This window comes from Methylobacterium sp. V23 (genome assembly GCF_002917135.1).
Classification (GTDB): Bacteria; Pseudomonadota; Alphaproteobacteria; order Rhizobiales; family Beijerinckiaceae; genus Methylobacterium.
Map to the genome: position 1 here is coordinate 14,603 of NZ_PDHT01000036.1, position 23,897 is coordinate 38,499.

The following is a 23,897-nucleotide window of genomic DNA, read 5'->3' on the forward strand; positions in this document are numbered from 1 at the left end:
GGGGCGGTCTGGGCCGGGCTGGTCTGAGCAGAGCCGTGATCCACGCGTCGGTCCCCCGTCCCGCGAGCCCCGGGGGGCTGCCGGTCCCGGGGTCCGCAAACCACGTGCCATCCCGGTCCATCGTTATCCGGCCGATCGTTGCCCGGCAGCGCGCCCTCGACCGCGCGCCGGTCCGGTGTAAGATCCGGCCCAACAGCGCGGCTTGACGCTGGTTGGGTGAGGAACAGGCACATGGTCAGGACCACCGCTCTCGTGGGCGCGCTCTTCTGCGCGGGCCTCGCCCAGCCGGCTCTGGCCCGGGTCACCGCCATCGAGATCCGGACCGTCGAGCCCTTCGCCGACGGCCAGAGCTTCGGCGAGGCCGGCGCCTATGAGCGGGTGATCGGCGTCGCGCGCGGGGAGCTCGACCCGGCCGACCCGCGCAACGCCGGGATTGTCGACCTCATACGGGCACCCCGAAACGCGCGCGGCCTCGTGGAATACAGCACCGACATCTTCATGCTCCGGCCGAAGGATCCGGCCCGCGCCAGCGGCACGCTGCTCTACGAGGTGCTCAACCGCGGCCGGAAGTTCCTGTTCAACTGGGTCCTCGACGCGCCCCCGCAGGCAGCCCAGGCGGTGAACGATCCGCGCACCGCCCAGGATGCGGGTACCGCCCTGGTCCTGCGCCGGGGCGACACCGTGGTCTGGTCCGGATGGGAGGCGGAGGCCCTGCGCCAGCAGGGCGGCATGGCCATCGACGTCCCGGTGGCGACGCAGGGCGGGGCGCCCATCGTCGAGACCGTGCGCGACGAGCTCGTCAGCGCTACCCGGGGGCCGCCGGAGGCGCCGTTCTTCCTCACCTTCAAGGCGGCGAACGCCGACAAGGCCGGCGCCCGCCTCACCGTGCGCCGCCGGGAGGCGGACACGCCGCGCCGCGTCCCGGACGACGCCTGGACCTTCGCCGGGTCCGGCGAACTCCGCCTCCTGCCCGCCACCGTCAAGCCGGAACCCGGGACGCTCTACACCCTGACCTACCCGGCGGCGAACCCGAAGGTGCTCGGCATCGGCTTCGCGGCCACCCGGGACGTCGTCGCCCATCTCCGCGGACCGGCCTCGTCCGAGAACCCGGCCGGCGGCGCGATCCGCCACGCGGTCGCCCTCGGCATCTCCCAGAGCGGCCGCTTCCTGCGGGACTACATCCACCAGGGCTTCAACCAGGACGAGGATGGCCGGCGCGTCTTCGACGGGATGCTGCTGCACATCTCCGGAATCGGCGGGGTGTATCTCAATGCCCGCTTCGGCCAGCCCTCGCGCACCAACACCCAGCACGAGGACCATCTCTATCCTGAGAACGCCTTCCCGTTTACGGCCGCGACCCAGCACGATCCCGTCACGGGCCGGACCGGCTCGCTGCTGCGCGGGGACGGGTTCGACCCGCTGCTGATGGAGGTCAACACCAGCACCGAGTACTGGCAGAAGGGCGCCTCGCTCCTCACCACCGATCCCCTGGGCCAAACCGACATCGCCCTGCCGGACACCGCCCGGGCCTATCTCGTCTCCAGCGGATTCCACTATGGGCGCGCCGGCCTGAGCGCGGCCCGCGGGCCGTGCCTCCATCCGCGCAACACCCTGAGCCCCGCCCCGGCCCTGCGCGCCCTCCTGGTCGCCCTGGAGGACTGGGTCGCCCGCGGCGTCGCGCCGCCGCCGAGCCGCGTGCCGAATCTGGCGGACGGGACGCTGGTGCCGGCCGCGGAGACCGGGTTTCCCTACATCCCGGGCCTGCGCCTGCCGGATGCCCCGAACGCGATCGCCCGCTTCGCCAGCGCCCTCGATCCCCATCCGGAGAGCGGTCCGCAATACCGCCCCCTGGTGCCGAAGGTCGATGCCGACGGCCACGAGATCGCCGGCATCCGCCTGCCCGACGTCGCCGCTCCGCTCGCGACCCAGACCGGCTGGAACCTCTACGCGGAGCCCTTCCCGGCCGGCGAGCTCTGCGACCGGGAGGGCAGTCGGCTGCCCCTGGCCGAGACCCGGGCGGAGCGCGAGGCGAAGGGGGACCCGCGCCGCTCCCTGGCCGAGCGCTATCCGACCCGGGGCGACCGGACCGCGGCAGTCGCCCGCGCCGCGGACGGCCTGGTGGCGGAGCGGCTGCTTCTGAAGGAGGACGCGGAGCGCCTCGTCGCGGCAGCCCGTGCGGCGGAGGCTCAGCCCTGAGCGGCGGCCACGCGCTGCCCCGATGACGGTCCGGCCCGGTCGGCGCGGGCCGCGATGTAGGCGGCCGCCTCCCCCGGCGGCAGCGGCCGGCTGAACAGGAAGCCCTGGACCTGCGTGCAGCCTTCCCGGCGCACGAGGTCGAGCTGCTCCGGCGTCTCGACGCCCTCGGCGACGATGCCCATGCCCAGACGCTCGCCGATGCCGACCACCGCCCGCACGATCGCGGCGGCATCCGGATCGGCGATGTCGCGGATAAAAGAGCGGTCGATCTTGATCTGGTCGAAGGGGAAGCGGCGCAGGTAGCTCAGGGAGGAGTAGCCGGTGCCGAAATCGTCGAGGGCGATCTTGACGCCGCAGCCCCGCAAGCGGTGCAGGCAGGCCAGGACCGCCTCGGCATCCTGCATCAGGACGCTCTCGGTCACCTCCAGCTTGAGGCGGTTCGCCGGGAGGCCGCTCGCGGCCAGGGCCGACAGCACAGCGGCCTCGAGGCCCGGGCGCCGAAACTGCACCGCCGAGACGTTCACCGCGACGCGGATCGGCGCGGGCCAGGCCGCCGCCTCCCGGCAAGCCTCCTGCAGGGCCCAGGAGCCCATGGGCACGATCAGGCCCGTCTCCTCCGCGAGGGGAATGAAGGCGCCGGGCGCGATCTCGCCCTGAACGGGATGGCGCCAGCGCATCAGGGCCTCGAAGCCCACCACCGTCCCCGTCGCGGCATCGACGACGGGCTGGTAGGCGAGACGGAAGGCATCGCGGCGGATCGCTTCCTTCATGTCGAGGGCGAGGAGACCCCGCGTGGCGATCCGCGCCCCCGCATCGGGCTCGAATTCCCGATAGGTGTTCCGCCCCGCCGCCTTGGCCTCGTAGAGGGCGATGTCGGCGCGCTGGAACAGCTCGTCCGGGTCACAGTCCAGATCCGCCGCGACCGTCAGGCCGATGCTGACGCCGACCTCGACGCTCTGCCCGTCGAGATCGATCGGCTCGCTCACCGCCGCGATCAGCTGCTCCGCGAGGCAGGACGCCTCCCGCGCTTCGTCGAGATAGGTGAGCACGACGGCGAATTCGTCGCCGCCGAGACGGGCGATGGTGTCGTAGGGCCGCAGGACCGCGCGCATCCGCGCGGCGACGATGCGCAGCAACGCATCGCCGGCCGGATGGCCGAGACTGTCGTTGACGGCCTTGAAGCGATCGAGGTCGCAGGCCAGCACCGCGAAGCCGGTCCGAACCCGGCGCGCATGGGCGATCGCCTGGTCCAGGCGGTCGCGGAACAGCGTCCGGTTCGGCAAGCCGGTCAAGGCGTCGTGCAGCGCCATGTGCCGGACCCGCTCCTCGGCCTCACGCCGGGCGCTGACGTCGCGCAGGGTCGCCACGAAGGTGATCCGGTCCTCCGCCTGCGCATCCGGCAGGACGCGGACGGAGGCCTCGATCCAGACGTAGTGACCCGCCTTGTGACGATGCCGCAGGCAGGCGACGAACCGGCCCTCCCGGCCGGCCGTCAGCTGCGACCAGTGCTCCGTCAGGGCCGCGGCGTCATCGGGGTGGCAGAACGCGGCCGCGGTGGTTCCGACGAGGTCCTCCGGCTCGTAGCCGAGGACCGTCCGCACGGCGGGCGAGACGTAGAGGCAGCGCATGGCGATATCGCCGAGGACGATGACGTCGTTGGAATTCTCGGCGAGGAGTCGATAGCGCCCCTCGCTGGCGCGCAGGGCGCTCTCCGCGGTCCGGCGTGCCGTCACGTCGGTGAAGGTCCGCACGAGGCCGCCCTGGGGCAGGGGCAGGGTGCGGACCTGGAGCACGGTCCCATCGGGGCGGACACGCTCGTAATCGTAGATGCGGGCCTCCGGTGCGCCGTGCTCCAGCCAGGCCCGCAGGGGGTCGGGCAGGTGGGCGAACTCGCCGGACGCCGCCTGGTGGGCACGGACCGTCGCGAAGGGCGCGCCGTCGTAGAGGAGGGCCTCCGGCACGCCCATCAGGGTCGCCACGCGGCGGTTGTAGACCCGGATCCGGTCCGCGGCATCGGTCATCAGCAGACCCTGATCCATGCTTTCCAGGGTCGTGCGGAGGAGGGTGTCCGATGCCTCGGCCCGATGGTGCGCCTGCCGTGCCTCCGACTGGGCGGCGCGCCCCCGCAGGGTCGCCTCGACGAAGAGGGCGAGGTCGGACAGGCGACGGCCCTCGGCCGCACTGAAGCCGGTGCGCGGAACGGTGTCGGCAATGCAGACGGTGCCGGCATGGGTACCGTCGCCCAGCGCGATCGACACGCCGGCATAGAAGCGCAGGAACGGCGCTCCCGTGACCAGCGGGTTGGCGGCGAAGCGTCGGTCGCGACGGGTATCGAGCACGACCAGGGGCACATGCGCCGCGCCGCGGATCGTGTGGGCGCAGAACGCGATCTCCCGCTGCGTCCCCGGAAGGATCAGGCCCTCGCGGCCGAGGAACCACTGACAGGCCCCGTCCAATTGCGAGACGAAGGCGTAGCGAACGCCGAAGAGCGCAGCCGCCGTCCGGCATACGGCGTCCAACTGCGGGTCCGGCGCAGGTTGGCCAAAGACCTCGACAGCTACGGGCTCACTCCGAGACGGCGACACTCCAGCCATTCTCATCACACTCACGGATCTCTCGTCCGCGAAATCTGACACGCAACCTTTAATCGACCCAAAACATCCGAACGCTTGGTGTTGAATCCAACAACCGGCTCGCTTTCACCTCACATACCGAGTCTTCGACTGTATGAAGTCATACAGTATCGCCGGATGCCGATCCGTCCTTCCCCCGAAGTCGGTCCGGGATGCGACGGCCGGGCTCTCGGGCAGGCTCAAGGCGCGCGGGGCGAGCCCTTGCGCAGGTCGTCGTAGAGTCGCTGGACCTCCTGGATCGTCGCGTGGGCCCGGCTCCAGTTCGTCTCGCGAACGTTGGTTTCGGTGAAGGCGCTGTGCGAGGTGCCGCCGAAGCCGTTGAAGACCGTCTCGACCCCGTCCACCCGGTAGTCGATCCGGTAGGAGGGGCTCAGCCCCCCACCCTTGCCCCCGCCCTTGCCCTTCCCGGTCACCCCGATCCGCACCAGGGCGTCGCCATGCCGCTTCTGGCAGAACCGCATGTTCCCGAGGAGCCGGCGCAGGTACTCCTCGGGCTCGGCGAGATCGCCCGCGACCTGGATCAGCGTCGCGTCGGGCGGGAGGTGCGTCTTGCGGATCATGGCTGGCCTCGCTGTCCGTCCGGCATCCATCGAGCGGGCGGGAGCGCCGGCCAGACCACATTTTCGCACGCCTGGCGATCCTTGCGCCGCCACGCGCCCGCGCCGGATGGCCCGCTGCCTGCTATGGCTTCCGCGGCCCCCGCCCTGCGCAGGATGGATCCGCGATGCCGACCCTCGACGCCCTGAACCAGGCCCCGCACGGCGCGTTCGTCGCCGCCCTCGGGGGCGTGTTCGAGCACGCGCCCTGGGTCGCCGAGGCTGCCGCCGCACAGCGGCCGTTTCCCACCGTCGAGGCCCTGCTCGCTGCCCTGCAGGGGGCGGTCGAGGCCGCGCCGGAGGCGGCCCGCCACGCCCTTCTCACCGACCACCCCGGGCTCGCCGGGCGTGCGGCCCGCGCCGGCACGATCGCCCCCGATTCCGCCGCCGAGCCGGCGGCCGCCGGCCTCGATCGGCTCTCGGAGGCGGAAGGCGAGCGCTTCGCGGCGCTGAACGCGGCCTATGGCCGGACCTTCGGGTTCCCGTTCATCCTCTGCGTCAGGCGCCATGGCCGCGCCTCGCTGCTGCGCACCGTCCAGGCACGCCTCGCCGCCGACCCGGAGACCGAGCGCCGGACCGCCCTCGCAGAGGTGTACCGCATCGCCGCCCTTCGCCTCGGCACCCTGGTGAGCGGGCCGGGCGCGCCCCGCGTCACGGGCCGGATCTCCACCCACGTCCTCGACACCGTGGCGGGCCGACCGGCGCCGGGAATCCCGCTGGAACTCCACGAATGGGTCTCGGAGACCGAGACCGTCCGGGTGGCCCGCACGGTGACGAACGCCGACGGGCGCACGGACGAGCCGCTGATCGGCGGACGCCCCGTTCCGGTGGCTGCCTACGAGCTGCGCTTCCGCATCGGCGATCACTTCCGCGCCACCTGTCCGGGCCTGCCCGAACCTCCCTTCCTCGACAGCATCACGCTGCGTTTCGGGGTCGCCGATCCGGAAGGGCATTACCATGTGCCCCTGGTGGCGAGCCCCTGGAGCTACCAGACCTATCGTGGCAGCTGACCGGCCCGAGGCAGCCGCAGCGTCGCGATCCGACAAAGCCTTGTGATATCAGTTCGCTCCGGCATGTCCTTTGCCTGCAACTTGATCGACGCCCAGCCAAGCGGGTCGCAGGGAGGATGGGATTTGACGCCTCGATTTTCGGTTCGGAGCCTGATGGCGCGGGGGTGCGCCGCAGCGCTGCTCGCGGCAGGTCTCCTGGCGCTCGCCCCGGCCGCCCGGGCGCAGGGCACCCTGATCGCGCCGGGGGGCCAGCCCCGGATCACGGCCCCCGGCGGCCTGCGCGGCCGCACCGCCCTCCGCCACCGGCATCAGATCCGCGATCGGTCGGTGCCCCACCGCCGCCCCCGTTGAACCCGCCTCGACCACCCGCCTTCAGGAGACCAGACCGCATGATCCGTGTGCTCAGCCTTCTCAGCCTCAGCCTCTCCCTCGGCCTTGCCGGCCCGGCCCTGGCCCAGAGCGTCGGCGCGCCCGCCGGCATGGAGGGGGCCACCGCCCCGGGGGGAACCGAGGGGCGGGCCGGCCCCCGCAACGAGGCCGAGGCGATCCGCAGCGGCGACGCGATCCCGGTGCCGCCCCGGGCCGGGGGCGTTCCGGTCGAGGAGAGACCGGTGCGCGGCGGCGAGGCGCCTCCGCCACCGGCCGGACGCCCCTGACGCTCAGGGCGCGAAGGCGGCGATGAGTTCGGCCGCCACCAGGGCGGCGATCACCGCGGGGCGCTTGTCGCGCACACGCGTCCCGCCGATCGGGCAGACGAGGCGGGCCAGCGCCGCCTCGTCCAAGCCCATCGCCCGAAAGGCGGAGAGGAAGGTCGCCCGCTTCGTGGAGGACCCGATCAGGCCGAGATACGCGAAGGTGTTCGCCTCCAGCAGGCTGGCGCAGATCAGGCTGTCGAGGGCGTGGCTGTGCGTGACCACCACGTGGGCGGCCCCGGGCGGCGCAGCCTCGGCCGCGGCGCTGGCCGAGCCGACGACCCGTGCGACGCGCGTGCCCGAAACCCGCGCGATCTCCTCGGGCCGGTCATCGATGATCCGCGGACGGACGGGCAGCGGGTCGAGGGCCAGGGCCAGGGCGCGCCCGACATGGCCCGCACCGTAGATCATCACCAGGGGCGCCCTTGCGGCGGATTCGGCCTCCGAGGCCCGGAGGGCGGCGAGCGTCGCGGCATCGGCCCGGCGGATCGCCAGGGTCACGTGCCCGCCGCAGCACTGGCCGGTCTCGGGTCCCAGGGGCCTGCGCAGGGTCGCCTCGGCCTCGCCCGCCGCCAGGAGTTCCCGGGCGCGGGCGATGCCCGCCCATTCGTAGGTGCCGCCCCCGACGGTGCCGGCGACCCGGTCCGGCATCACCAGCATGGCGGTGCCGGCTGCGCGCGGCGTCGAGCCCAGCGCCTCGGACACGGTGACCAGGGCCGCCGGCGTGCCCGCCGCAAGGGCGGTCGCCAGGGTCGCCGACAGCGTCTCCGACGGGTCGAGGCTCACGGCTGCGCAGGTGGCGCGTCTGCCAGCGCCCGCATCCGGTCGACGGCGTCGAGGACGCGCTCCGGCGTCGCCGGCGCATCGAGGCGCGGACAGTGCCGATGGCCGGCGACGCTCGCCACCGCATCCGAGAGCGCGTGCAGGCCGGCAATGCCGAGCATCAGCGGCGGCTCGCCCACCGCCTTCGAGCGGTAGATCGTCTCCTCGCGGTTCTCGTTCGCGTAGAGGGCCACGTTGAAGATCCGCGGACGGTCGCCGCAGGCCGGGATCTTGTAGGTGGAGGGGGCGTGGGTGCGTAAGGCGCCCGTGCCGTCCCACCACAATTCCTCGGTGGTGAGCCAGCCGAGCCCCTGGATGAAGCCGCCCTCGATCTGGCCCTTGTCCACGGCCGGGTTCAGGGAGCGGCCGCAATCGTGCAGGATGTCGGCCCGCTCGATCCGGTACTCGCCGGTCAGCGTATCCACCGCCGCCTGCACGCAGGCCGCGCCATAGGCGAAGTAGTAGAACGGGTGGCCCCGGCCCGCATCGCGGTCCCAATGGATGGTCGGCGTCTTGTAGAAGCCCGTGGCGGAGAGCGGGATGCGGGCGAGGTAGGCCTTGTGGATCAGGTCCGCCCAGGGGATCTCCTGGTTCCCCACCCGGACCCGGTTGGGCAGGAACAGCACGGTCTCGGGCTCGACGCTCCAGGCCTCCGCCGCGAAGGCGACTAGGCGGCCCTTCAGGGTCTGGGCGGCGGCGCGGGCCGCCATGCCGTTGAGGTCGGCTCCCGAGGAGGCGGCGGTGGCCGAGGTATTCGGCACCTTGCCGGTGGTGGTCGCGGTGATGCGGACACGGTCGGCGTCGATCTGGAACTCCTCCGCCACCACCTGCGCGACCTTGACGTAGAGCCCCTGGCCCATCTCGGTACCGCCATGGTTCAGGCCGACCGAGCCGTCGTTGTAGATGTGCACCAGGGCGCCGGCCTGGTTGTAGGCGGTGGAGGTGAAGGAGATGCCGAATTTCACCGGCGTCAGGGCGATGCCGCGCTTGATCACCGGGCTCGCTTCATTCGCCGCATGCAGGGCCGCGCGGCGCGCGGCATACTCACAATCGACTTCCAGTTTTGCCACCAAATCCCGGATACAATTATCGGAAATGGTCTGGTGGTAGGGCGTGACGTTGTCGGTCTCGGTGCCGTAGAAATTGCGCTTGCGCACCTCCAGCGGGTCGAGGCCGCAGGCATAGGCCACCTCCTCGATCACCCGCTCGGCCGCCACCATGCCCTGGGGGCCGCCGAAGCCCCGAAAGGCGGTGTTGGACTGGGTGTTCGTGCGGTAGGGCCGCGAGGTCAGGTGCACCGCCGGGTAATGATAGCAGTTGTCGGCGTGGAACAGGGCCCGGTCGGTGACCGGGCCGGACAGGTCGGCGGCCCAGCCGCAACGGGCGGCGAGCTGCATGTCGACGGCGAGGATCCTGCCCTCCGCGTCGTGGCCCACGAGGTAGTCGACTTCGAAATCGTGGCGCTTGCCGGTGATGACCATGTCGTCGTCGCGATCCGGCCGGATCTTGGCGGCGCGGCCGGTCTTCTTGGCCACCAGGGCCGCCACGCAGGCGAACAGGTTGGACTGGCTCTCCTTGCCGCCGAAGCCGCCGCCCATCCGGCGGACCTCGGCCGTCACGGCCGAGTTCACCGTGCCCAGCACCTTGGCGACGAGCGCTTGCGCCTCGGAGGGGTGCTGGGTCGAGGTGTAGACGGTGACCTCGTCGTCCTCCCCCGGAACCGCCAGCGCGATCTGGCCCTCGAGGTAGAAGTGCTCCTGGCCGCCGATGGCCATCCGGCCGCGGACGATGCCGGGGGCCTGCGCCAGCACCGCGTCGGAATCGCCCCGCGTCAGGGTCATCGGGGGCCAGACGAGGTTTCCGTCCGCCCGCGCTTGCCGGAAGGTGAGGACGGGCTCGAGATCCTCGTAGGCGATGACGGCGCGGCGTGCGGCGTGGCGCGCCGCAGCGCGGGTCAGGGCCGCCACGGCGAAGATCGGCTGGCCGAGATAGGACACCGTGTCCTCCGCCAGCATCGGCTCGTCGTCCCGGTGCGAGGAGGAGATCTCGTTGACGCCCGGCACGTCGGCAGCGGTGAACACCGCGACCACGCCCTCGGCGCTCCGCACGGGAGCGAGGTCCACCGAGACGAGGCGGGCATGGGCGCGCGCGCTCAGCCCCAGGCAGACGTGGAGCAGGCCGGCCGGCTCGGCCATGTCGTCGATGTAGATCGCGGTGCCGCCGACATGGCGCGCGGCGCTGTCGTGGATGCGCGACGTGTGGGCCCCGCCCGCGATCCGGTCGTCGGCCTTCGGGGCTGGGGGCGTGCGATCAAGCATGGGCCAGGGCTCCCACGGAGGCGAGACGGGTCTCCGGCGCCCGCGGCGCGGCCTCGTGGATCAGGCGCTCGATCAGGTTGCCGGCCACCCTGAGGCGGTAGCCGGCCGTCGCCCGCATGTCGGTGAGCGGCGTGAAATCCTGGGCCAACGCAACCTTGAAGGCCGGCACGACGGCCGCGTCGAGGGGCCGGCCCACCAGGGCGGCCTCGGCCCGTGCCGCGCGCCCGGGCGTGCCCGCCATGCCGCCATAGGCGATGCGCGCCTCCCGGATCGTGCCGCCCGCGAGGGTCACCCGGAAGGCGCCGAGCACGGCGGAGATGTCCTCATCGAAGCGCTTCGAGATCTTGTAGGCGCGAAACAGCGCGTCGGGGCCGAGCTTCGGCACCCGGACCCCGCCGACGAACTCGCCCGGCCGCAGGTCCTGCCGCCCGTAGGCGAGGAAGAAATCCTCCAGGGGGATCTCGCGCTCGGTGCCCCGGCCGATCAGGTGGAGGCGCGCGCCCAGCGCGATCAGCGCCGGCGCCGCATCGCCGATCGGCGAACCGTTGGCGATGTTTCCTCCGAGCGTGCCGGCATTGCGGGTCTGGGCGGCACCGTGCCGGCGGAACAGCTCGCCGAGATCCGGATGCAGGCGCGAGAGGTGCAGCCCGGCTTCGGCGAGGCTCACGCCCGCCCCGAGATAAAGATGGTCGGCGGCCTCGCCGATGCCGCGCAGCATGGGCACCCGCCCGAGCCAGATCACGGGGTCGAGGACGCGCAGACCCTTCGTTACCCAGAGGGCGACGTCGGTGGCCCCGGCGACGAGGGTCGCATCCGGGTGCTCGGCCATGAGGTCGACGACCCCCTGGATGGTGGCGGGCGCGAGGAAGCGCCCCTTCGGACCGGAGACTGCCACGGTCTCATCGTCACGCAGGGCCAGCAGCCGGGCGAGGGTGTCGTCGTGGGCGGCGTCGAAGGCATCCGCCTCGGGGGCGGCCAGCGCCCGCTCAGCGGCGCGCACGATGGGCGCGTAGCCGGTGCAGCGGCAGAGATTGCCGGCGAGCGCGTCGTCGATGGGACTCGCGGACGTCCAGGCCTCCCCGGTTGCGGCGGGCCGGTCCTTGGTCAGGGCGAACAGCGACATCACGAAGCCCGGCGTGCAGAAGCCGCATTGCGAGCCGTGCTCCTCCACCATCAGGCGCTGGACCGGATGCAGGGTCCCGTCGGCCCCGCGCAGGTGCTCCACGGTGAGAAGCTGGCACCCGTCGAGCATACCCAGGAAGGTGATGCAGGCGTCGACCGTGCGGTAGCGCAGGCGCTCGGCGCCGGGCGGCCCCTCGGGGCGCACCACGACCACGGTGCAGGCCCCGCAATCCCCCTCGTTGCAGCCCTCCTTGGTGCCGGTCAGCCGCTCGGACCCGCGCAGCCAGTCGAGCACCGTCAGCGTCGGGTCACAGGTCTCGATCGTGCGCGCGTCAGGGCCGAGGAGGAAGCGGATGGCGTGTCTCATGCGGCCTCTCGTGTTCGAACGCCGATTCGTCGCCCCCCACGGGACAGTTCGCGACCGGGCTAATGCGGAAGCGTGTCGCCAATGCCCTTCACGTACCAGTTCATGCCGAGGATCATCGGGTCGGGGGCGTTCTCGCCGGCCTTCACGACCTCTGTACCATCCTGCTTGTATACCGGACCGTGAAACGGGTGGAGCGTGCCGTCCGCGATCGCCTTCTTGGTGGCCTCGGCCTTGGCCTTCACGTCGTCGGGCATGTTGGCGAAGGGCGCCAGCACGACCATGCCGTCCTTGATGCCGCCCCAGGTGTCGCGGCTCTTCCAGGTGCCGTCGAGGACGGCCTTGGCCTCGCCGATGACGTAGCCGTCCCAATCGTCGACGATGGAGGTGAGCTGGGCCTTCGGCGCGAAGCGCATCTGGTCGGAGGATTGTCCGAAGGCGAGCTTGCCCTGCTTCTCCGCCTCCTGCAACGGCGCGGCGGAATCGGTGTGCTGCGACAGGATGTCGGCGCCCTGGGCCAGCAGAGCCTTGGCGGCCTCGGCCTCCTTGCCGGGATCGAACCAGGTGTTCACCCAGACGATCTTGAGCTTGATATTGGGGTTCACCGACTGGGCGCCGAGCATGAAGGCGTTGATGCCGCTCACCACCTCCGGAATCGGGAACGAGGCGATGTACCCGAGGGTGCCCGTCTTCGAGAGTCGGCCGGCGATCTCGCCGCAGAGGTAACGGCCCTCGTAGAACCGGGCCGAGTAGGTCGAAACATTGGCCGCGCGCTTGTAGCCGGTGGCATGCTCGAACTTCAGCTTGGGAAATTTCTTGGCGACCTTCAGCGTCGGCTCCATGAAGCCGAACGAGGTGGTGAAGATCAGGCCGTGGCCGGAGCGCGCGAGGCTCTCGATGGAGCGCTCGCTGTCGGCCTCGGGCACGTTCTCGAGGAAGCTGGTCTCGACCTTGTCGCCCAGGGCTGCTGCGAGCGCCTTGCGGCTCTGGTCGTGCTGGTACGAGTAGCCGTAATCGGCCACCGGTCCGACATAGACGAAGCCGACCTTCAGCTTCTCGCCGGGCTTCTTCTCCTGGGCCTGCGCGCCTCCGATTCCGAGGGCGAGAACGGCCACCAGGGTCCCCTGCACAATCCGCATCGTTCCGAGATCCTTCGAGGTACGCGCGCCTACCGGTGCGGGGTGAAGACCCGGCCGAGCGACGCCGGGGCGAGGGAGCCGCCCTGGCGCCTGCCGAGGGAGAGCAAGACCAGGGCCAGGATGGTGGCGAGGTAGGGCAGGGCGGAGAGGAGCTGTCCCGGCAGGCCGATGCCGGCGGCCTGAGCGTTGAGCTGGAGCACCGTGGCGCCGCCGAACAGCATCGCTCCCGCCAGCACCCGGAGTGGGCGCCAGGAGGCGAAGACCACGAGGGCGAGGGCGATCCAGCCCCGCCCGGCCGTCATCGCGGGCGCCCAGAATGGGGTGTAGGACAGCGACAGGTAGGCCCCGGCGAGGCCCGCGCAGGCCCCCCCGAACAGCACGGCACGGAATCGGACCGTGCGGACCTGGAGCCCGAGCGCATGCGTCGCGGTGTGGTCGTCGCCGATGGCCCGCAGGATCAGGCCGGTGCGGGTGCGCCAGAGGAACCACCACACCCCCGCCGCCAGCGCGAAGGCGAAGTACACGAAGCCGTCCTGCCCGAAGACCAGACGTCCGATGCCGGGAAGATCCGTAAGGCCAGGCAGGTCGAGATGCGGCGCCGGCTCGCGCTTCAAGCCGACATAGGACGCGCCGACGAGGCCCGAGAGACCGAGGCCGAGGATCGTCATAGCGAGGCCGGAGGCGACCTGATTGGCACTCAGGACCACGGTGAGAAGCCCGAAAAGGGCCGCGAGGGCGAGGCCTGCCCCGGCCCCGGCCGCCGCGCCCACCAGGGTCGACCCGGTTTCCACCGCCACGGCGAAGCCGGTGGCCGCCCCCAGCACCATCATGCCCTCGACGCCGAGGTTGAGGACGCCCGCACGCTCGACGACGAGTTCGCCGAGGGCCGCGATCATCAGCGGCGTGGCGGCGGCGATGATGGTGACGAGCACCATCTGCAGGATGTCGAGGCTCACGCGGCACCTCCCGGCACAAGGCGGACCCGGTAGCGCGACAGGGCGTCGGCTCCGAGCACCAGGGCGAGGAGCAGGCCCTGGAAGGCACGCGTGAGGTCGAGGGGCAGCTTCAGGTCGATCTGCGCGCCCTCGCCGCCGATGGTGGTGAGGGCGATGACGAGGGCGGCGACCAGGATTCCCACCGGAGAGAGTCGCCCCAGGAACGCGACGATGATGGCGGTGAACCCGTAGCCGGGCGAGATCGAGGGCTGGAGCTGGCCGATCCTGCCCGCCACCTCGGAGATGCCCGCGAGGCCCGCGGCCGCTCCGGAGACGGCGAAGACCGCCAGGGTCAGGCGCGCATCGCTGAAGCCGGCGAAGCGCGCCGCGCGCGGGCTCGCGCCCACCACCCGAACGGTGAAGCCGAACAGGGTCCGGGCGAGCACCAGCGTGGCGAGGCCGAGGACCACCAGTGCGATGGCCACGCCGGCATGCAGGGTGTCGCCCTCCATCAGGTAGGGCAGGCGCGCCGCTTCATCGAAGGGGACGCTCTGGGGGAAGTTGAAGCCGGCCGGATCCCGCAAGGGCCCCCGCGCCATGTAGTCGAGCAGCAGTTCGGCGACATAGACCAGCATCAGGCTGGTCAGGATCTCCGAAACCCCGAGGCGGACCTTCAGCAGGGCGGGAATCAGCGCGTAGAGCAGGCCGGCCAGTGTCCCGACGACCAGCATCAGGGGCAGTACCCAGGCGGTGTTGCCGGTGGCCCCGTGGGTGGCGACGCCGATCCAGCCGCCGAACAGGCCGCCCATGACGAACTGTCCCTCCGCCCCGATATTCCAGATGTTGGCACGAAAGCAGAAGGCGAGGCCCGTGGCGATGAGGGCGAGCGGCGCGGCCTTGATGGCCACCTCCTGCAGCGACCAGACCTCACTCAGGGGCGCCACGAAGTACGTCACGAAGGCGGCGGCCGGAGATCGGCCGAGGGCGGATACCACGAGGCCACCGACCACCAGGGCGGCCAGGAAGGCCAGGATGGGCGAGAGCGCATCCAACAGGGCCGAGCGGTTGGCGCGCGGCGTCAGGTCAATGCGCATGGGTCGGCCCCCAGGGGGTGTCCGCAAGGACCGATGCGGGCGGCGGAATGCGCGCTGGCTCCGACCCACCCATGAGCAGGCCCAGGGTCTCACGCGTGGTTTCGGCCGCCGGCACGGCCGGCGACAATGTGCCGTCGTGCAATACCGCGATCCGCCCGGCGATCGCGAACAGTTCGTCGAGGTCCTGGCTCATCACCAGCACGGCGGTGCCCCGCTCCGCCAGGTCGAGGAGCGCCTGCCGGATATGGGCGGCGGCCAGGGCGTCGACGCCCCAGGTCGGCTGGTTGACCACGAGGATGCCGGGTTCGGCCAGGATCTCGCGCCCCATTAGGTACTTCTGCAGGTTGCCGCCCGACAGGGTACCGGCGGCGGGATCGGACCCCGCCCCACGCACGTCGAAGGCGTCGATGACGGCGCGGGCGAGGGATTTCGCGACGGCGCGACGCAGGAATCCGAAGCGGCTCAGGCCTGCCGTGGCGCGACGCGACAGGATCGCGTTGTCGGACAGGCTCAGGGTCGGGGCCGCGCCGTGGCCGTTGCGGTCCTCCGGTACGAAGCCGGCGCCGCCCCGCCGCCGGGCCGTGATCCCGAGGCGCCCGGACATCACGCCGTCGAACCGCACCATCCCGAGCTCGGACGCCAGGGTCTCACCAGAGAGGGCGTCGAACAGCTCCGCCTGCCCGTTGCCGGCGATTCCCGCGATGCCCACGATCTCACCGCCGCGCACGCTGAGCGAAACGCGGTTGAGGGCGGTGCCGTGCAGCCCGGGAGCGGGGAGGGTGAGCCCGGCCAGGACCAGACGCGCGGGTCCGGCTGCCTGCCCGGCGGGCGGCGTTACCTCGCCCACCTGCGCCCCCACCATCATGGCGGCGAGCGACCGGGCGGTCTCGGCGCGCGGGTCGCAGGTTCCCACCACCCGGCCGCCGCGCAGGATGGTGGCACGCGCGCAGAGCCGGCGCACCTCGTCGAGGCGATGGGAGATATAGAGCAGCGCCCGACCCTCGTCGCGCAGGCGCTCCAGCACGCCGAACAGCAGGTCCGCCTCGCCGGGCGTCAGCACCGAGGTCGGCTCGTCCAGGATCACGAGGTGCGGGTCCTGCAGGAGGCAGCGGATGATCTCGATGCGCTGGCGCTCGCCGGCCGAGAGCGACCAGACGGGCCGATCCGGGTCGAGGTGCAGCCCGTAGGTCCCGCCGACCGCAGCAATGCGCGCTTTCAGGGTCCGTCCCCGTAAGGCCCGCGGCATGACCAGGGCGATGTTCTCGGCGACCGTCAGGTTCTCGCACAGGGAGAAGTGCTGGAACACCATGCCGATGCCCAGCGCCCGGGCCGCCTCCGGATTGGCGAGGCGCACGACGTCGCCGCGATGGGTGACCACGCCTTCGGTGGGCTCCAGGAGCCCGTAGAGAATCTTCATCAGGGTCGACTTGCCGGCGCCGTTCTCGCCGAGCAGGGCATGGATTTCGCCGGCCCGGATCTCCAGGTCGATCCCGTCATTGGCCGTGAAGTCGCCGAAGCGCTTGACGATGCCGTAGGCGCCGAACAGAGGCGTCGGCCCCTCCGTTCGGGCCGGGGGGACGACCGGGGTCACCCTAGAGGGTTCCGAACAGGGTGCGGGCGAGACGGGAGTGGGCCTCGCGCAGCTGCTCGGTCTCGATTCCGAGGGGTTGGCCGTCGACCACGCGCCAGGAGCCTGCCACCATCACGCGGTCGGCCCGGTGCGCGCCGCAGAGAACCAGGGCAGCCAGCGGATCGTGCGCGCCGGAAAAGCGCAGTTCGTCGAGGGTGAACAGCGCCAGATCCGCCTCGCAGCCCTCCGCGATCCGGCCGATATCGGTCCGTCCAAGGCAGGCGGCGGACCCCTCCGTCGCCCAGCGCAGGGCGTCGAGATGGGTCACGGCCTCGGCCCCGTAGGTCAGGCGGTTGATCATCAGGGCGTGGCGGACGCCCTCCATCAGGTTCGAGCTGTCGTTCGAGGCTGAACCGTCGACTCCGAGGCCGACGGGGCTGCCGGCGGCCTCCAGCTCGCAGGTCCGGCACTGGCCGGAGGCCAGCGTCATGTTCGAGGTCGGGCAGTGACATACGCCGACGCCGGCCGCCCCGAGACGCTTCACCTCGGCGTCATTGAAGTGGATGCCGTGGGCAAGCCAGGTGCGCGAGCCCATCCAGCCCACCTCCTCGAGGTAATCCACCGGGCGCTGGCCGAACAGCTCGACGCAGTAGCGGTCTTCGTCCAGCGTCTCGCCGAGATGGGTGTGCAGGCGGCAATCGTGGCGCTCGGCCAGCGCCGCGCTCTCGCGCATCAGCCGCTTCGTCACGTTGAAAGGCGAGCAGGGGGCCAGCCCGATCTGTACCATCGCGCCGGGCTTGGGGTCGTGGAACAGGCGCAGCACCCGCTCGCTGTCGGCCAGGATGGTGTCATCGTCCTGGGTCAGACATTCGGGCGGCAGTCCGCCGTCGCGCTCGGACAGGCTCATCGAGCCGCGGGTGACGAAGGCGCGGATCCCGACCGGCCCGGCCTCTTCGACCTGGATGTCGACGGAGGATTCCAGCCCCTTGGGAAAGAGGTAGTGGTGATCACCGGCCGTGGTGCAGCCGGAGAGCAGCAGCTCGGTATAGGCGAGCCGGGTCGCCAGCCGGAACGCCTCGGGGGTGATCCTGTCCCAGACGGTGTAGAGCGCCTTCAGCCACGGAAAGAGCGGTTTGTTGATCGCCACCGGATGGGCGCGGGTCAGCGTCTGGAAGAAGTGGTGGTGGGTGTTGACGAGACCTGGGATGACCACGTGGCGGCCGGCGTCGAAGGTCTCGTCCACGGGCGCAGCGGGCGTCGCCCCGGCCCGTACCCGCTCGACGATGCGGGAGCCCTCGACGACGAGGCCACCGCCGGATTCTGGTGCCAGGATCGCCAGAGGATTGCGGATCCAGAGGCGCTTCGATGGGCTGGACTCGACCATATCGTCCGTTATCTCCCTGGGCTCGCATCGGCTGCCGTCCCGTGCGGGCATCATGCATCGTGATCGAGGGATCGGTCGAAGCGCGACACCGGGCTTCTAGAACACGTGGAAGGCCACGCCGGCCAGGAAGCTCTTCTCCTCCGTGCCCTTGAAGTCCGCCCGCTCGATGTTACCGAATTTGTTGTGCCAGTACTGGAACCCGATGAACACATCGACCCGGTTGGGCTGATCGTAGATCAGCTTGCCGACATCGAGAACCAAGTTGGTCCGCGAGAGGAATTCCAGGCCCGTTTTCGGGTTGAAGGCGAACGCCCCCGGATCGTTCACGCCCCGACCCTTGGGTAGGACGATGTTGTTGAAGCCGGCGATGCTCAGGGGCAGGCCCGTGAAGGTCAGCGGGAAGTTGTAGACGATCTCGAACTCGGGCACGGTGTCGAAGCTGACGTCGCGGTTGGGCGCCACGTTGAAGCCGTTGCGGTTCCACTCCTTGTAGGCCTGCACCGAGGCGTTGAGGAAGCCGACCGGGACGTCGAAGGCGAAGTTCAGACCGCCCACCACGTCGCGCTTCTTCGAGCCGAAGGCGTCGTTCTGGGCGTTGGCGTCGAAGCCGAAGGCGAGCGAGACGTCCTTGATGAGGCCTGGCACGACGAAGGCCTTGGTGCCGGTCAGCGCGTTCAGGCTCAGGGTGCCGCGGTAGAGGCCGTAGGCCTCGGTGTTTCCAGAATCGGAGAAGGTCGGCACGCCGAAGCCGTCGGTGGTGCCGGCCGGGAACTGGGCGCCCGACTTGAGGATGTCGAGGGAGAAGAAGTTCGTCCCGTACGCCCAGGCATCGGCGTGCGAGATGTTGAGGATGTGCTTGGGAGCATCCTGGTTGCGGAAGCTGCCATCGGCGCGCTGGACCTGGCTGCCCGGGTTGGCCGCGGGGAACTGGTAGCGGTAGCTGACCTGGGTGTCCGAGAACAGGAAGAACGAGGACGGACCCTCCGGCGGGGCGGCCGGAGGCCTCTTGTCGAGGTCGGCGGCCAGGGCGGGCGTGAGGGTGGCCAGGCCCAGGGCGACAGCCGTCAGGGGTCTTAGAAATGCTGTGATGGTCATAACGTCCCCCAAGGGCTTGGACGCCCAGTTGCCGGCATCGCAGCAACCGATGTGCCAGGGGCGATCGCCGCAAAGGGGTCGCGGGTGACTGGCGTAATTCCGCAACACTCCGAGACGCGGCCGGCGGCGGCAGGGCAGGGCAACGGGGGAAACCCGCGCCCTTCCCCTAACCCGCGCCGTCCGAAAGCGCGGTGACGAACACGCCGGCAGGACGACGGAGTCCCGGAAGCCCACGGAGGCCCGGAAACATCGCAGGCGCGTCCGCCGCGCCGCACGTCGGCCTCGCTCCTTGGCATCGCCCCCTGCAGTGCGAGGCTGGGTACAGCGCCGGAACGGTCCCCGGCCTGCATCGGAACGATGCCGCATCGCGAAGAATTCAGGCGTGCCCATCGTCGATCCTGCCGCCATCATCATCCGCAGATTCGCGGCGGCCGCACGGTCCTTGCATCCGTCGCGCCGACGCTCCTCCGGCCCGGTATCCCGGCATGCCCCACATCCTCGCGGCCGAGCCCGCCCCCCTGACGATCGATCCGGCGACGACCGCGCTGGTGGTGATCGACATGCAGCGCGATTTTCTGGAGCCGGGCGGCTTCGGTGAAAGCCTGGGCAACGACGTGTCGCTCCTCCAGGCCGCCGTGCCGCCGATCCGGGCCGTCCTCACCGCGGCCCGGGGCGCAGGGCTTCTAGTCGTGCATACGCGGGAGGGCCACAAGCCGGACCTGTCCGATGCGCCGCCGGCCAAGCTGGAACGGGGCGAGCCCAGCGCACGGATCGGCGCTCCGGGCCCGATGGGCCGCATCCTGATCCGCGGCGAGCCGGGCCACGGCATCGTTCCCGCATTGGCACCGATGCGGGGCGAGGTGGTCATCGACAAGCCGGGGAAGGGCGCTTTCTACGCCACGGATCTCGGTGCGGTCCTGGCCGCCCGCCGCATCGCGACCCTGCTCGTCTGCGGAGTCACCACCGAGGTCTGCGTGCACACCACGATCCGAGAGGGCAACGACCGCGGCTATCGCTGCGTGGCGGTCGGGGATGGCTGCGCCTCCTACTTCCCCGAATTCCATCGTGTCGGCCTCGCGATGATTGCCGCACAGGGTGGAATCTTCGGCTGGGTCGCCTCCTCGGCGGCGGTGATCGCAGCCCTGAGCGGCACATCCTGAGATGCGCCCGACACGGGGGGAACCGAACCTTCGGGCCTGCGGAGCGCGTTGCCGCAAGGCCGCAGGATCGGCCCGGCCCGCGCTCCGGGGCCGTCGCCCGGCCTGACGCTTGCTTCCGGCCCCGACGACGCGGCACCTTCGTCCAGCTCATCCTGTTTCGCCGGGCCGGCCGAGTCCCCCCTTTAGCCGGGATCACCCTCACGCGGAGACGCGACATCTTTAGGAGACAGCGCATGTCGGAGCGCAACGATCCACCGGCCAATGGCCTCGACGCCTACATCGAGGCAGCGGCCGGGCTGCTCGCCATCCCCCTCGATCCAGCCTGGATCGGCGCCATCGGAAGCAACCTCGCGGTCCTGCGCGCGGCCGCCGCGCATGTGGCCGCGTTTTCCCTGCCCGACGAGGTGGATGCCGCCCCGGTCTACGAAGCATGAACGGTCCGGACACGATGCACGATCCGAGCACGATGACGGCCGAGGCGCTGGCGGCGGCGTTTCGGGATGGGACGACCAGCGCCGGCGCGAACGTCGCCGCGACCCTGGCGCGCATCGCGCGGGTCGACGGTGCGGTGAATGCCTTCACGGACATTCTCGCCCCGCGCGCCCAGGCCCGCGCCGAGGTCCTGGATGCGGCCCGCGATCGGGGCGAGCCCCTGGGTCCGCTGGCCGGCGTGCCCTTCGCGGTCAAGAATTTGTTCGACATTGCTGGTCTGCCGACCCGCGCCGGTGCGAAGATCAACCGCGATCGGGCCCCGGCGGAGCGCGACGGCGCCCTGGTGCGCCGGCTCGAGGCGGCGGGCGCGATCCTCGTCGGCGGCCTCAACATGGGCGAATACGCCTACGATTTCACCGGCGAGAACGTCCATGACGGATCGACTCGGAACCCGCACGATCTCGATCACATGTCCGGCGGCTCGTCCGGAGGCTCGGGCGGGGCGGTCGGGGCCGGGCTGGTGCCGATCGCCCTCGGCTCCGACACCAACGGCTCGATCCGCGTCCCCTCCACCTTCTGCGGCTGCTTCGGCCTCAAACCGACCTACGGTCGCCTGAGTCGGGCGGGCAGCTTTCCCTTCGTCGGCAGCCTCGACCATGTCGGACCCATGGCGCGCAGCGTCACGGACCTCGCCCTGAGCTACGACGCCATGCAGGGGCCGGACCCGGACGACCCGGTGGCCACGACGCGACCCGCAGAGCCGGCTCTGCCTCACCTCTCCGACGGGCTGGGGAACCTGCGCGTCGCGGTGGCGGGCGGCTACTTTGCGCGCGGCGGCGACGCCGAGGCGTTCGCGGCGGTGGCCGCCATCGCCCGGGCCCTCGGCGTCACGCGCAGCGTCGAAATTCCGGAGGCGGCCCGTGCGCGGGCGGCGGCCTACCTCATCACGGCGGCCGAAGGAGCCGCGCTCCATCTCGATCGCCTGCGGACCCGGGCGGAGGATTTCGATCCGGCCGTACGCGACCGGCTGATCGCCGGGGCGATGATCCCGGCCCCGATGGTCGAGCGGGCGCAGCGTTTCCGCCGCTGGTACCGGGCCGCCGTCATCGAACTGTTCCGCGAGGTCGACGTGATCCTGGCCCCTGCCACGCCTTGCCGGGCGCCCCGTTCAGGCCAGACCACCTTCGTCCTCGACGGGGTGACTCTGCCGGTGCGGGCCAATATCGGGGTGTTCACCCAGCCGATCTCTTTCGTCGGCCTGCCGGTGGTGGCTGTCCCCGTGCGCCTGGACGACGGCCTGCCCCTCGGCGTCCAAGTGATCGCCGCTCCTTGGCGCGAGGCTTACGCCCTTCGCGTAGCGCACCAGTTGGAGCGGGACGGCATCGTCCGCGCGCCCGTGGCGAACCTGTGAGCGAGACCGCGATGATCATCGACGATCCGGCCGTGAAGGCCGAGGTGGAGGCCGCCTTCGCGGCCTACGAGGCGGCCCTGGTGGGCAACGATGAGCCGACGCTGGAGGCCCTGTTCCATGATGATGCGCGCACGATCCGCTACGGTGGGGCCGAGAACCTCTACGGGATGGAGGCCATCCGCGCGTTCCGTCGGGCGCGGTCGCCCGAGGGCCTGGCGCGCGACCTGAGAGACACCGTCATCACCACCTACGGGTCCGATACCGGAATCGCCATGACGCTGTTCACCCGGTCGAGCGCCCCGGGGCGTATCGGACGCCAGAGCCAGACCTGGATTCGCTTCCCCGGCGGCTGGAAGGTCGTCGCGGCCCATGTGAGCACGATCACGGGCTGATCTCCCTCCACCGCGGCGGATCAGGTGCCGTCCAGTGCCTTGGAGAGGCGGCGCACACGGCCTCCGCGCTTCTCGTAAGCGAAGAGGGAGGACAGGGTCTGCCCATCGGGCACGGACGCGTCGATCGAGGCGGCCTCACCCTCTGCCACCGCGGGCATCCGAGGCTGGATCTCGTCCGGCGGTACCGCAGAGCGGGGTGGAGGCAGGCGCAGGCTGGCGCGCTGCACCACCTCACGGTCCCGCTCGATCTGGGCGGCCGTCTCGGCATCGGTCCGGACCAGAGCCTGGACCCCATCCCGGAATCGAAGCTCGACGGACCAGGTCGGCCGCGCGTCGCCCCCGAGGACATCGAGGCCGGCATGCATGAGAGACGCGGCGAGGCCGAGCGGGTTCGGCAGGGGACCGGTGGCCACCAGAGCGTCCCGCAATCCCCGGGTGATACCGGTGCGCCGCGGAACCACCTGCTCAGGCGGCGCGAGCGTCAAGGTCTCCAGGTCCTCGACCCCGCGCAGGCTTCCATCGGGCAACCCGAAGACGCCGAACTCGTAAGATCCCGGCCCGGCGCCGAACGTTCCGGATATGATCTGAATGGCGATCATCGATACTTTCCGTCCGGACCATCCCCCGCGCTGAGGCGGTCGTCCGTCAACATCAAACGCCGTCCCCTCTCGCGAAGTCCTGTGTCGGAAACAGGGCCGCGGGCTCGAGACGGCTCAGACGCATCGCGGCCCCATCGAAAATCCCCTCCGATCCTTGACAGGCCGGGATCCACACTTGCCAAGGTCGTCCAGCTTCCCGATCTTGAGGTCCCCCGAGCATGCAGGTGATTGAGACGGAGATTCCGGCGGTCCGGCGGGTGGTGCCCACGCGCTTCGGCGATGCGCGGGGCTGGTTTTGCGAGACGTACCGGGCGGACATCCTGGCGCGCGCCGGCATCGCGGATGTGTTCATCCAGGACAACCAGTCCTTTTCCGCCCCGCGCGGCACGGTGCGGGGCCTGCACTTCCAGCGCCCTCCCATGGCCCAGGCCAAGCTGGTCCGGGTGCTCGCGGGGGCCATCCTGGACGTCGCCGTCGACCTGCGGCGCGCCTCGCCCAGCTACGGCCGGCACGTGGCCGTGCGCCTCGACGCGCAAGCCGGCGAGCAGCTCTACATTCCGGTCGGCTTCGGGCACGGCTTCTGCACCCTGGAACCCGACACCATGGTGGCCTACAAGGTCGCTGGCGGGGTCTACAGCCCCGAGCACGATGGCGGCCTGCTCTGGAACGATCCGGCGCTCGGCATCGCGTGGCCGGTGAGCGAGGCGCAGGCCCAGCTCTCGGCCAAGGACCGGATCGCCCCGCGCCTGGCCGATCTTCCGCCGCTTTTCTGAAGCTCTTGCAGCGCACGATTCTTGCGGCGGACGGCACGGCCGGCGCCGGTCACGCGGCATCACCCACGCGTCGGATCGTCCCCCCGATCGCCTTCACGAGAGACCTTTCATCCCATGCGCATCTTGGTGACGGGCGGCTGCGGCTTCATCGGATCGGCCC

At 71.1% G+C, this 23,897-nt stretch carries 21 protein-coding genes; 9 read left to right on the forward strand and 12 right to left on the reverse strand.

Annotation, left to right across the window (positions count from 1 at the left end):
* Positions 1-231: 231 nt before the first annotated feature.
* On the forward strand, positions 232-2,196 hold the full coding sequence (locus CRT23_RS23310; RefSeq protein WP_103711980.1) for an alpha/beta hydrolase domain-containing protein: 1,965 nt from the start codon (positions 232-234) through the stop codon (positions 2,194-2,196).
* Here the strand turns inward: CRT23_RS23310 and CRT23_RS23315 are convergent.
* The gene (locus CRT23_RS23315) at positions 2,187-4,715 is read right to left on the reverse strand and encodes an EAL domain-containing protein (RefSeq protein ID WP_181017437.1); all 2,529 of its coding nucleotides are present in this window, start codon (positions 4,713-4,715) and stop codon (positions 2,187-2,189) included. The two genes, CRT23_RS23310 and CRT23_RS23315, sit on opposite strands and share 10 nt — an antisense overlap.
* A gap of 293 nt (positions 4,716-5,008) precedes the next feature.
* Positions 5,009-5,389 carry a hypothetical protein gene (locus CRT23_RS23320; RefSeq protein WP_103711982.1) on the reverse strand — a complete coding sequence of 127 codons (381 nt, stop codon included), beginning with the start codon at positions 5,387-5,389 and terminating at the stop codon, positions 5,009-5,011.
* Positions 5,390-5,553: 164 nt separating this feature from the next.
* Here CRT23_RS23320 and uraD point away from each other — a divergent pair, with 164 nt between their 5' ends.
* The 3 genes from uraD (at position 5,554) to CRT23_RS23335 (ending at position 7,091) form a co-directional block, all read left to right on the forward strand.
* Positions 5,554-6,435, forward strand: a complete 882-nt coding sequence (gene uraD / locus CRT23_RS23325) for a 2-oxo-4-hydroxy-4-carboxy-5-ureidoimidazoline decarboxylase (protein ID WP_103711983.1) — start codon at positions 5,554-5,556, stop codon at positions 6,433-6,435.
* A gap of 153 nt (positions 6,436-6,588) precedes the next feature.
* The gene (locus CRT23_RS23330; protein ID WP_103711984.1) at positions 6,589-6,786 is read left to right on the forward strand and encodes a hypothetical protein; all 198 of its coding nucleotides are present in this window, start codon (positions 6,589-6,591) and stop codon (positions 6,784-6,786) included.
* Between the two features lie 38 nt (positions 6,787-6,824).
* The gene (locus tag CRT23_RS23335; protein WP_082513272.1) at positions 6,825-7,091 is read left to right on the forward strand and encodes a hypothetical protein; all 267 of its coding nucleotides are present in this window, start codon (positions 6,825-6,827) and stop codon (positions 7,089-7,091) included.
* Between the two features lie 3 nt (positions 7,092-7,094).
* On the opposite strand, the gene xdhC is transcribed toward CRT23_RS23335, so the two are convergent.
* The 9 genes from xdhC to CRT23_RS23380 form a co-directional block, all read right to left on the reverse strand.
* The gene (xdhC, locus tag CRT23_RS23340; RefSeq protein ID WP_245436513.1) at positions 7,095-7,913 is read right to left on the reverse strand and encodes a xanthine dehydrogenase accessory protein XdhC; all 819 of its coding nucleotides are present in this window, start codon (positions 7,911-7,913) and stop codon (positions 7,095-7,097) included.
* Entirely contained in the window at positions 7,910-10,267 is a 2,358-nt protein-coding gene (gene xdhB, locus CRT23_RS23345; protein WP_103711985.1) for a xanthine dehydrogenase molybdopterin binding subunit, read from the reverse strand. Before xdhB ends, xdhC begins: the two co-directional genes overlap by 4 nt.
* On the reverse strand, positions 10,260-11,756 hold the full coding sequence (gene xdhA, locus CRT23_RS23350; protein WP_103711986.1) for a xanthine dehydrogenase small subunit: 1,497 nt from the start codon (positions 11,754-11,756) through the stop codon (positions 10,260-10,262). The genes xdhB and xdhA overlap by 8 nt, the downstream gene beginning before the upstream one ends.
* Positions 11,757-11,815: 59 nt before the next feature.
* Positions 11,816-12,892, reverse strand: coding sequence for a BMP family ABC transporter substrate-binding protein (locus CRT23_RS23355; protein WP_103711987.1), 1,077 nt, complete (start codon positions 12,890-12,892; stop codon positions 11,816-11,818).
* Positions 12,893-12,921: 29 nt separating this feature from the next.
* Positions 12,922-13,848 carry an ABC transporter permease gene (locus CRT23_RS23360; protein ID WP_103711988.1) on the reverse strand — a complete coding sequence of 309 codons (927 nt, stop codon included), beginning with the start codon at positions 13,846-13,848 and terminating at the stop codon, positions 12,922-12,924.
* Complete coding sequence (locus CRT23_RS23365; protein ID WP_103711989.1) at positions 13,845-14,921, reverse strand: ABC transporter permease; 1,077 nt, start codon at positions 14,919-14,921, stop codon at positions 13,845-13,847. Before CRT23_RS23365 ends, CRT23_RS23360 begins: the two co-directional genes overlap by 4 nt.
* A complete protein-coding gene (locus CRT23_RS23370; protein WP_103711990.1) occupies positions 14,911-16,512 on the reverse strand; it encodes an ABC transporter ATP-binding protein in 1,602 nt (533 codons plus the stop codon). Before CRT23_RS23370 ends, CRT23_RS23365 begins: the two co-directional genes overlap by 11 nt.
* A gap of 1 nt (position 16,513) precedes the next feature.
* On the reverse strand, positions 16,514-17,875 hold the full coding sequence (locus CRT23_RS23375; RefSeq protein ID WP_103711991.1) for an 8-oxoguanine deaminase: 1,362 nt from the start codon (positions 17,873-17,875) through the stop codon (positions 16,514-16,516).
* 96 nt (positions 17,876-17,971) lie between these two features.
* Positions 17,972-18,970, reverse strand: coding sequence for a hypothetical protein (locus CRT23_RS23380; RefSeq protein WP_103711992.1), 999 nt, complete (start codon positions 18,968-18,970; stop codon positions 17,972-17,974).
* Between the two features lie 485 nt (positions 18,971-19,455).
* On the opposite strand from CRT23_RS23380, the gene CRT23_RS23385 reads away from it, so the two are divergent.
* The 4 genes from CRT23_RS23385 (at position 19,456) to hpxZ (ending at position 22,365) form a co-directional block, all read left to right on the forward strand.
* Positions 19,456-20,130, forward strand: a complete 675-nt coding sequence (locus CRT23_RS23385; protein WP_055958214.1) for a cysteine hydrolase — start codon at positions 19,456-19,458, stop codon at positions 20,128-20,130.
* Positions 20,131-20,363: 233 nt separating this feature from the next.
* Positions 20,364-20,564 (forward strand): AtzG-like protein, encoded by a 201-nt coding sequence (locus CRT23_RS23390; protein WP_103711993.1) that lies wholly within the window; start codon positions 20,364-20,366, stop codon positions 20,562-20,564.
* A gap of 32 nt (positions 20,565-20,596) precedes the next feature.
* Positions 20,597-21,973, forward strand: coding sequence for an AtzE family amidohydrolase (locus CRT23_RS23395; RefSeq protein ID WP_245436517.1), 1,377 nt, complete (start codon positions 20,597-20,599; stop codon positions 21,971-21,973).
* An 11-nt stretch (positions 21,974-21,984) separates the two neighbouring features.
* Positions 21,985-22,365 (forward strand): oxalurate catabolism protein HpxZ, encoded by a 381-nt coding sequence (hpxZ, locus tag CRT23_RS23400; RefSeq protein WP_103711999.1) that lies wholly within the window; start codon positions 21,985-21,987, stop codon positions 22,363-22,365.
* A gap of 20 nt (positions 22,366-22,385) precedes the next feature.
* Here hpxZ and CRT23_RS23405 read toward each other — a convergent pair whose 3' ends face one another.
* Positions 22,386-22,964 (reverse strand): hypothetical protein, encoded by a 579-nt coding sequence (locus CRT23_RS23405; RefSeq protein WP_103711994.1) that lies wholly within the window; start codon positions 22,962-22,964, stop codon positions 22,386-22,388.
* Positions 22,965-23,182: 218 nt separating this feature from the next.
* On the opposite strand from CRT23_RS23405, the gene rfbC reads away from it, so the two are divergent.
* Positions 23,183-23,737 carry a dTDP-4-dehydrorhamnose 3,5-epimerase gene (rfbC, locus tag CRT23_RS23410; protein WP_103711995.1) on the forward strand — a complete coding sequence of 185 codons (555 nt, stop codon included), beginning with the start codon at positions 23,183-23,185 and terminating at the stop codon, positions 23,735-23,737.
* The last annotated feature ends 160 nt before the right edge of the window (positions 23,738-23,897 follow it).

What these genes read in the sequence shown, in the direction of transcription:
- CRT23_RS23310 (WP_103711980.1), top strand. Translation starts at nt 232, where the DNA reads ATGGTCAGGACCACCGCTCTCGTGGGCGCGCTCTTCTGCGCGGGCCTC.
- CRT23_RS23320 (WP_103711982.1), bottom strand. Translation starts at nt 5,389, where the DNA reads ATGATCCGCAAGACGCACCTCCCGCCCGACGCGACGCTGATCCAGGTC.
- uraD (WP_103711983.1), top strand. Translation starts at nt 5,554, where the DNA reads ATGCCGACCCTCGACGCCCTGAACCAGGCCCCGCACGGCGCGTTCGTC.
- CRT23_RS23330 (WP_103711984.1), top strand. Translation starts at nt 6,589, where the DNA reads ATGGCGCGGGGGTGCGCCGCAGCGCTGCTCGCGGCAGGTCTCCTGGCG.
- CRT23_RS23335 (WP_082513272.1), top strand. Translation starts at nt 6,825, where the DNA reads ATGATCCGTGTGCTCAGCCTTCTCAGCCTCAGCCTCTCCCTCGGCCTT.
- xdhB (WP_103711985.1), bottom strand. Translation starts at nt 10,267, where the DNA reads ATGCTTGATCGCACGCCCCCAGCCCCGAAGGCCGACGACCGGATCGCG.
- xdhA (WP_103711986.1), bottom strand. Translation starts at nt 11,756, where the DNA reads ATGAGACACGCCATCCGCTTCCTCCTCGGCCCTGACGCGCGCACGATC.
- CRT23_RS23355 (WP_103711987.1), bottom strand. Translation starts at nt 12,892, where the DNA reads ATGCGGATTGTGCAGGGGACCCTGGTGGCCGTTCTCGCCCTCGGAATC.
- CRT23_RS23365 (WP_103711989.1), bottom strand. Translation starts at nt 14,921, where the DNA reads ATGCGCATTGACCTGACGCCGCGCGCCAACCGCTCGGCCCTGTTGGAT.
- CRT23_RS23375 (WP_103711991.1), bottom strand. Translation starts at nt 17,875, where the DNA reads ATGGTCGAGTCCAGCCCATCGAAGCGCCTCTGGATCCGCAATCCTCTG.
- CRT23_RS23380 (WP_103711992.1), bottom strand. Translation starts at nt 18,970, where the DNA reads ATGACCATCACAGCATTTCTAAGACCCCTGACGGCTGTCGCCCTGGGC.
- CRT23_RS23385 (WP_055958214.1), top strand. Translation starts at nt 19,456, where the DNA reads ATGCCCCACATCCTCGCGGCCGAGCCCGCCCCCCTGACGATCGATCCG.
- CRT23_RS23390 (WP_103711993.1), top strand. Translation starts at nt 20,364, where the DNA reads ATGTCGGAGCGCAACGATCCACCGGCCAATGGCCTCGACGCCTACATC.
- CRT23_RS23395 (WP_245436517.1), top strand. Translation starts at nt 20,597, where the DNA reads ATGACGGCCGAGGCGCTGGCGGCGGCGTTTCGGGATGGGACGACCAGC.
- hpxZ (WP_103711999.1), top strand. Translation starts at nt 21,985, where the DNA reads ATGATCATCGACGATCCGGCCGTGAAGGCCGAGGTGGAGGCCGCCTTC.
- CRT23_RS23405 (WP_103711994.1), bottom strand. Translation starts at nt 22,964, where the DNA reads ATGATCGCCATTCAGATCATATCCGGAACGTTCGGCGCCGGGCCGGGA.
- rfbC (WP_103711995.1), top strand. Translation starts at nt 23,183, where the DNA reads ATGCAGGTGATTGAGACGGAGATTCCGGCGGTCCGGCGGGTGGTGCCC.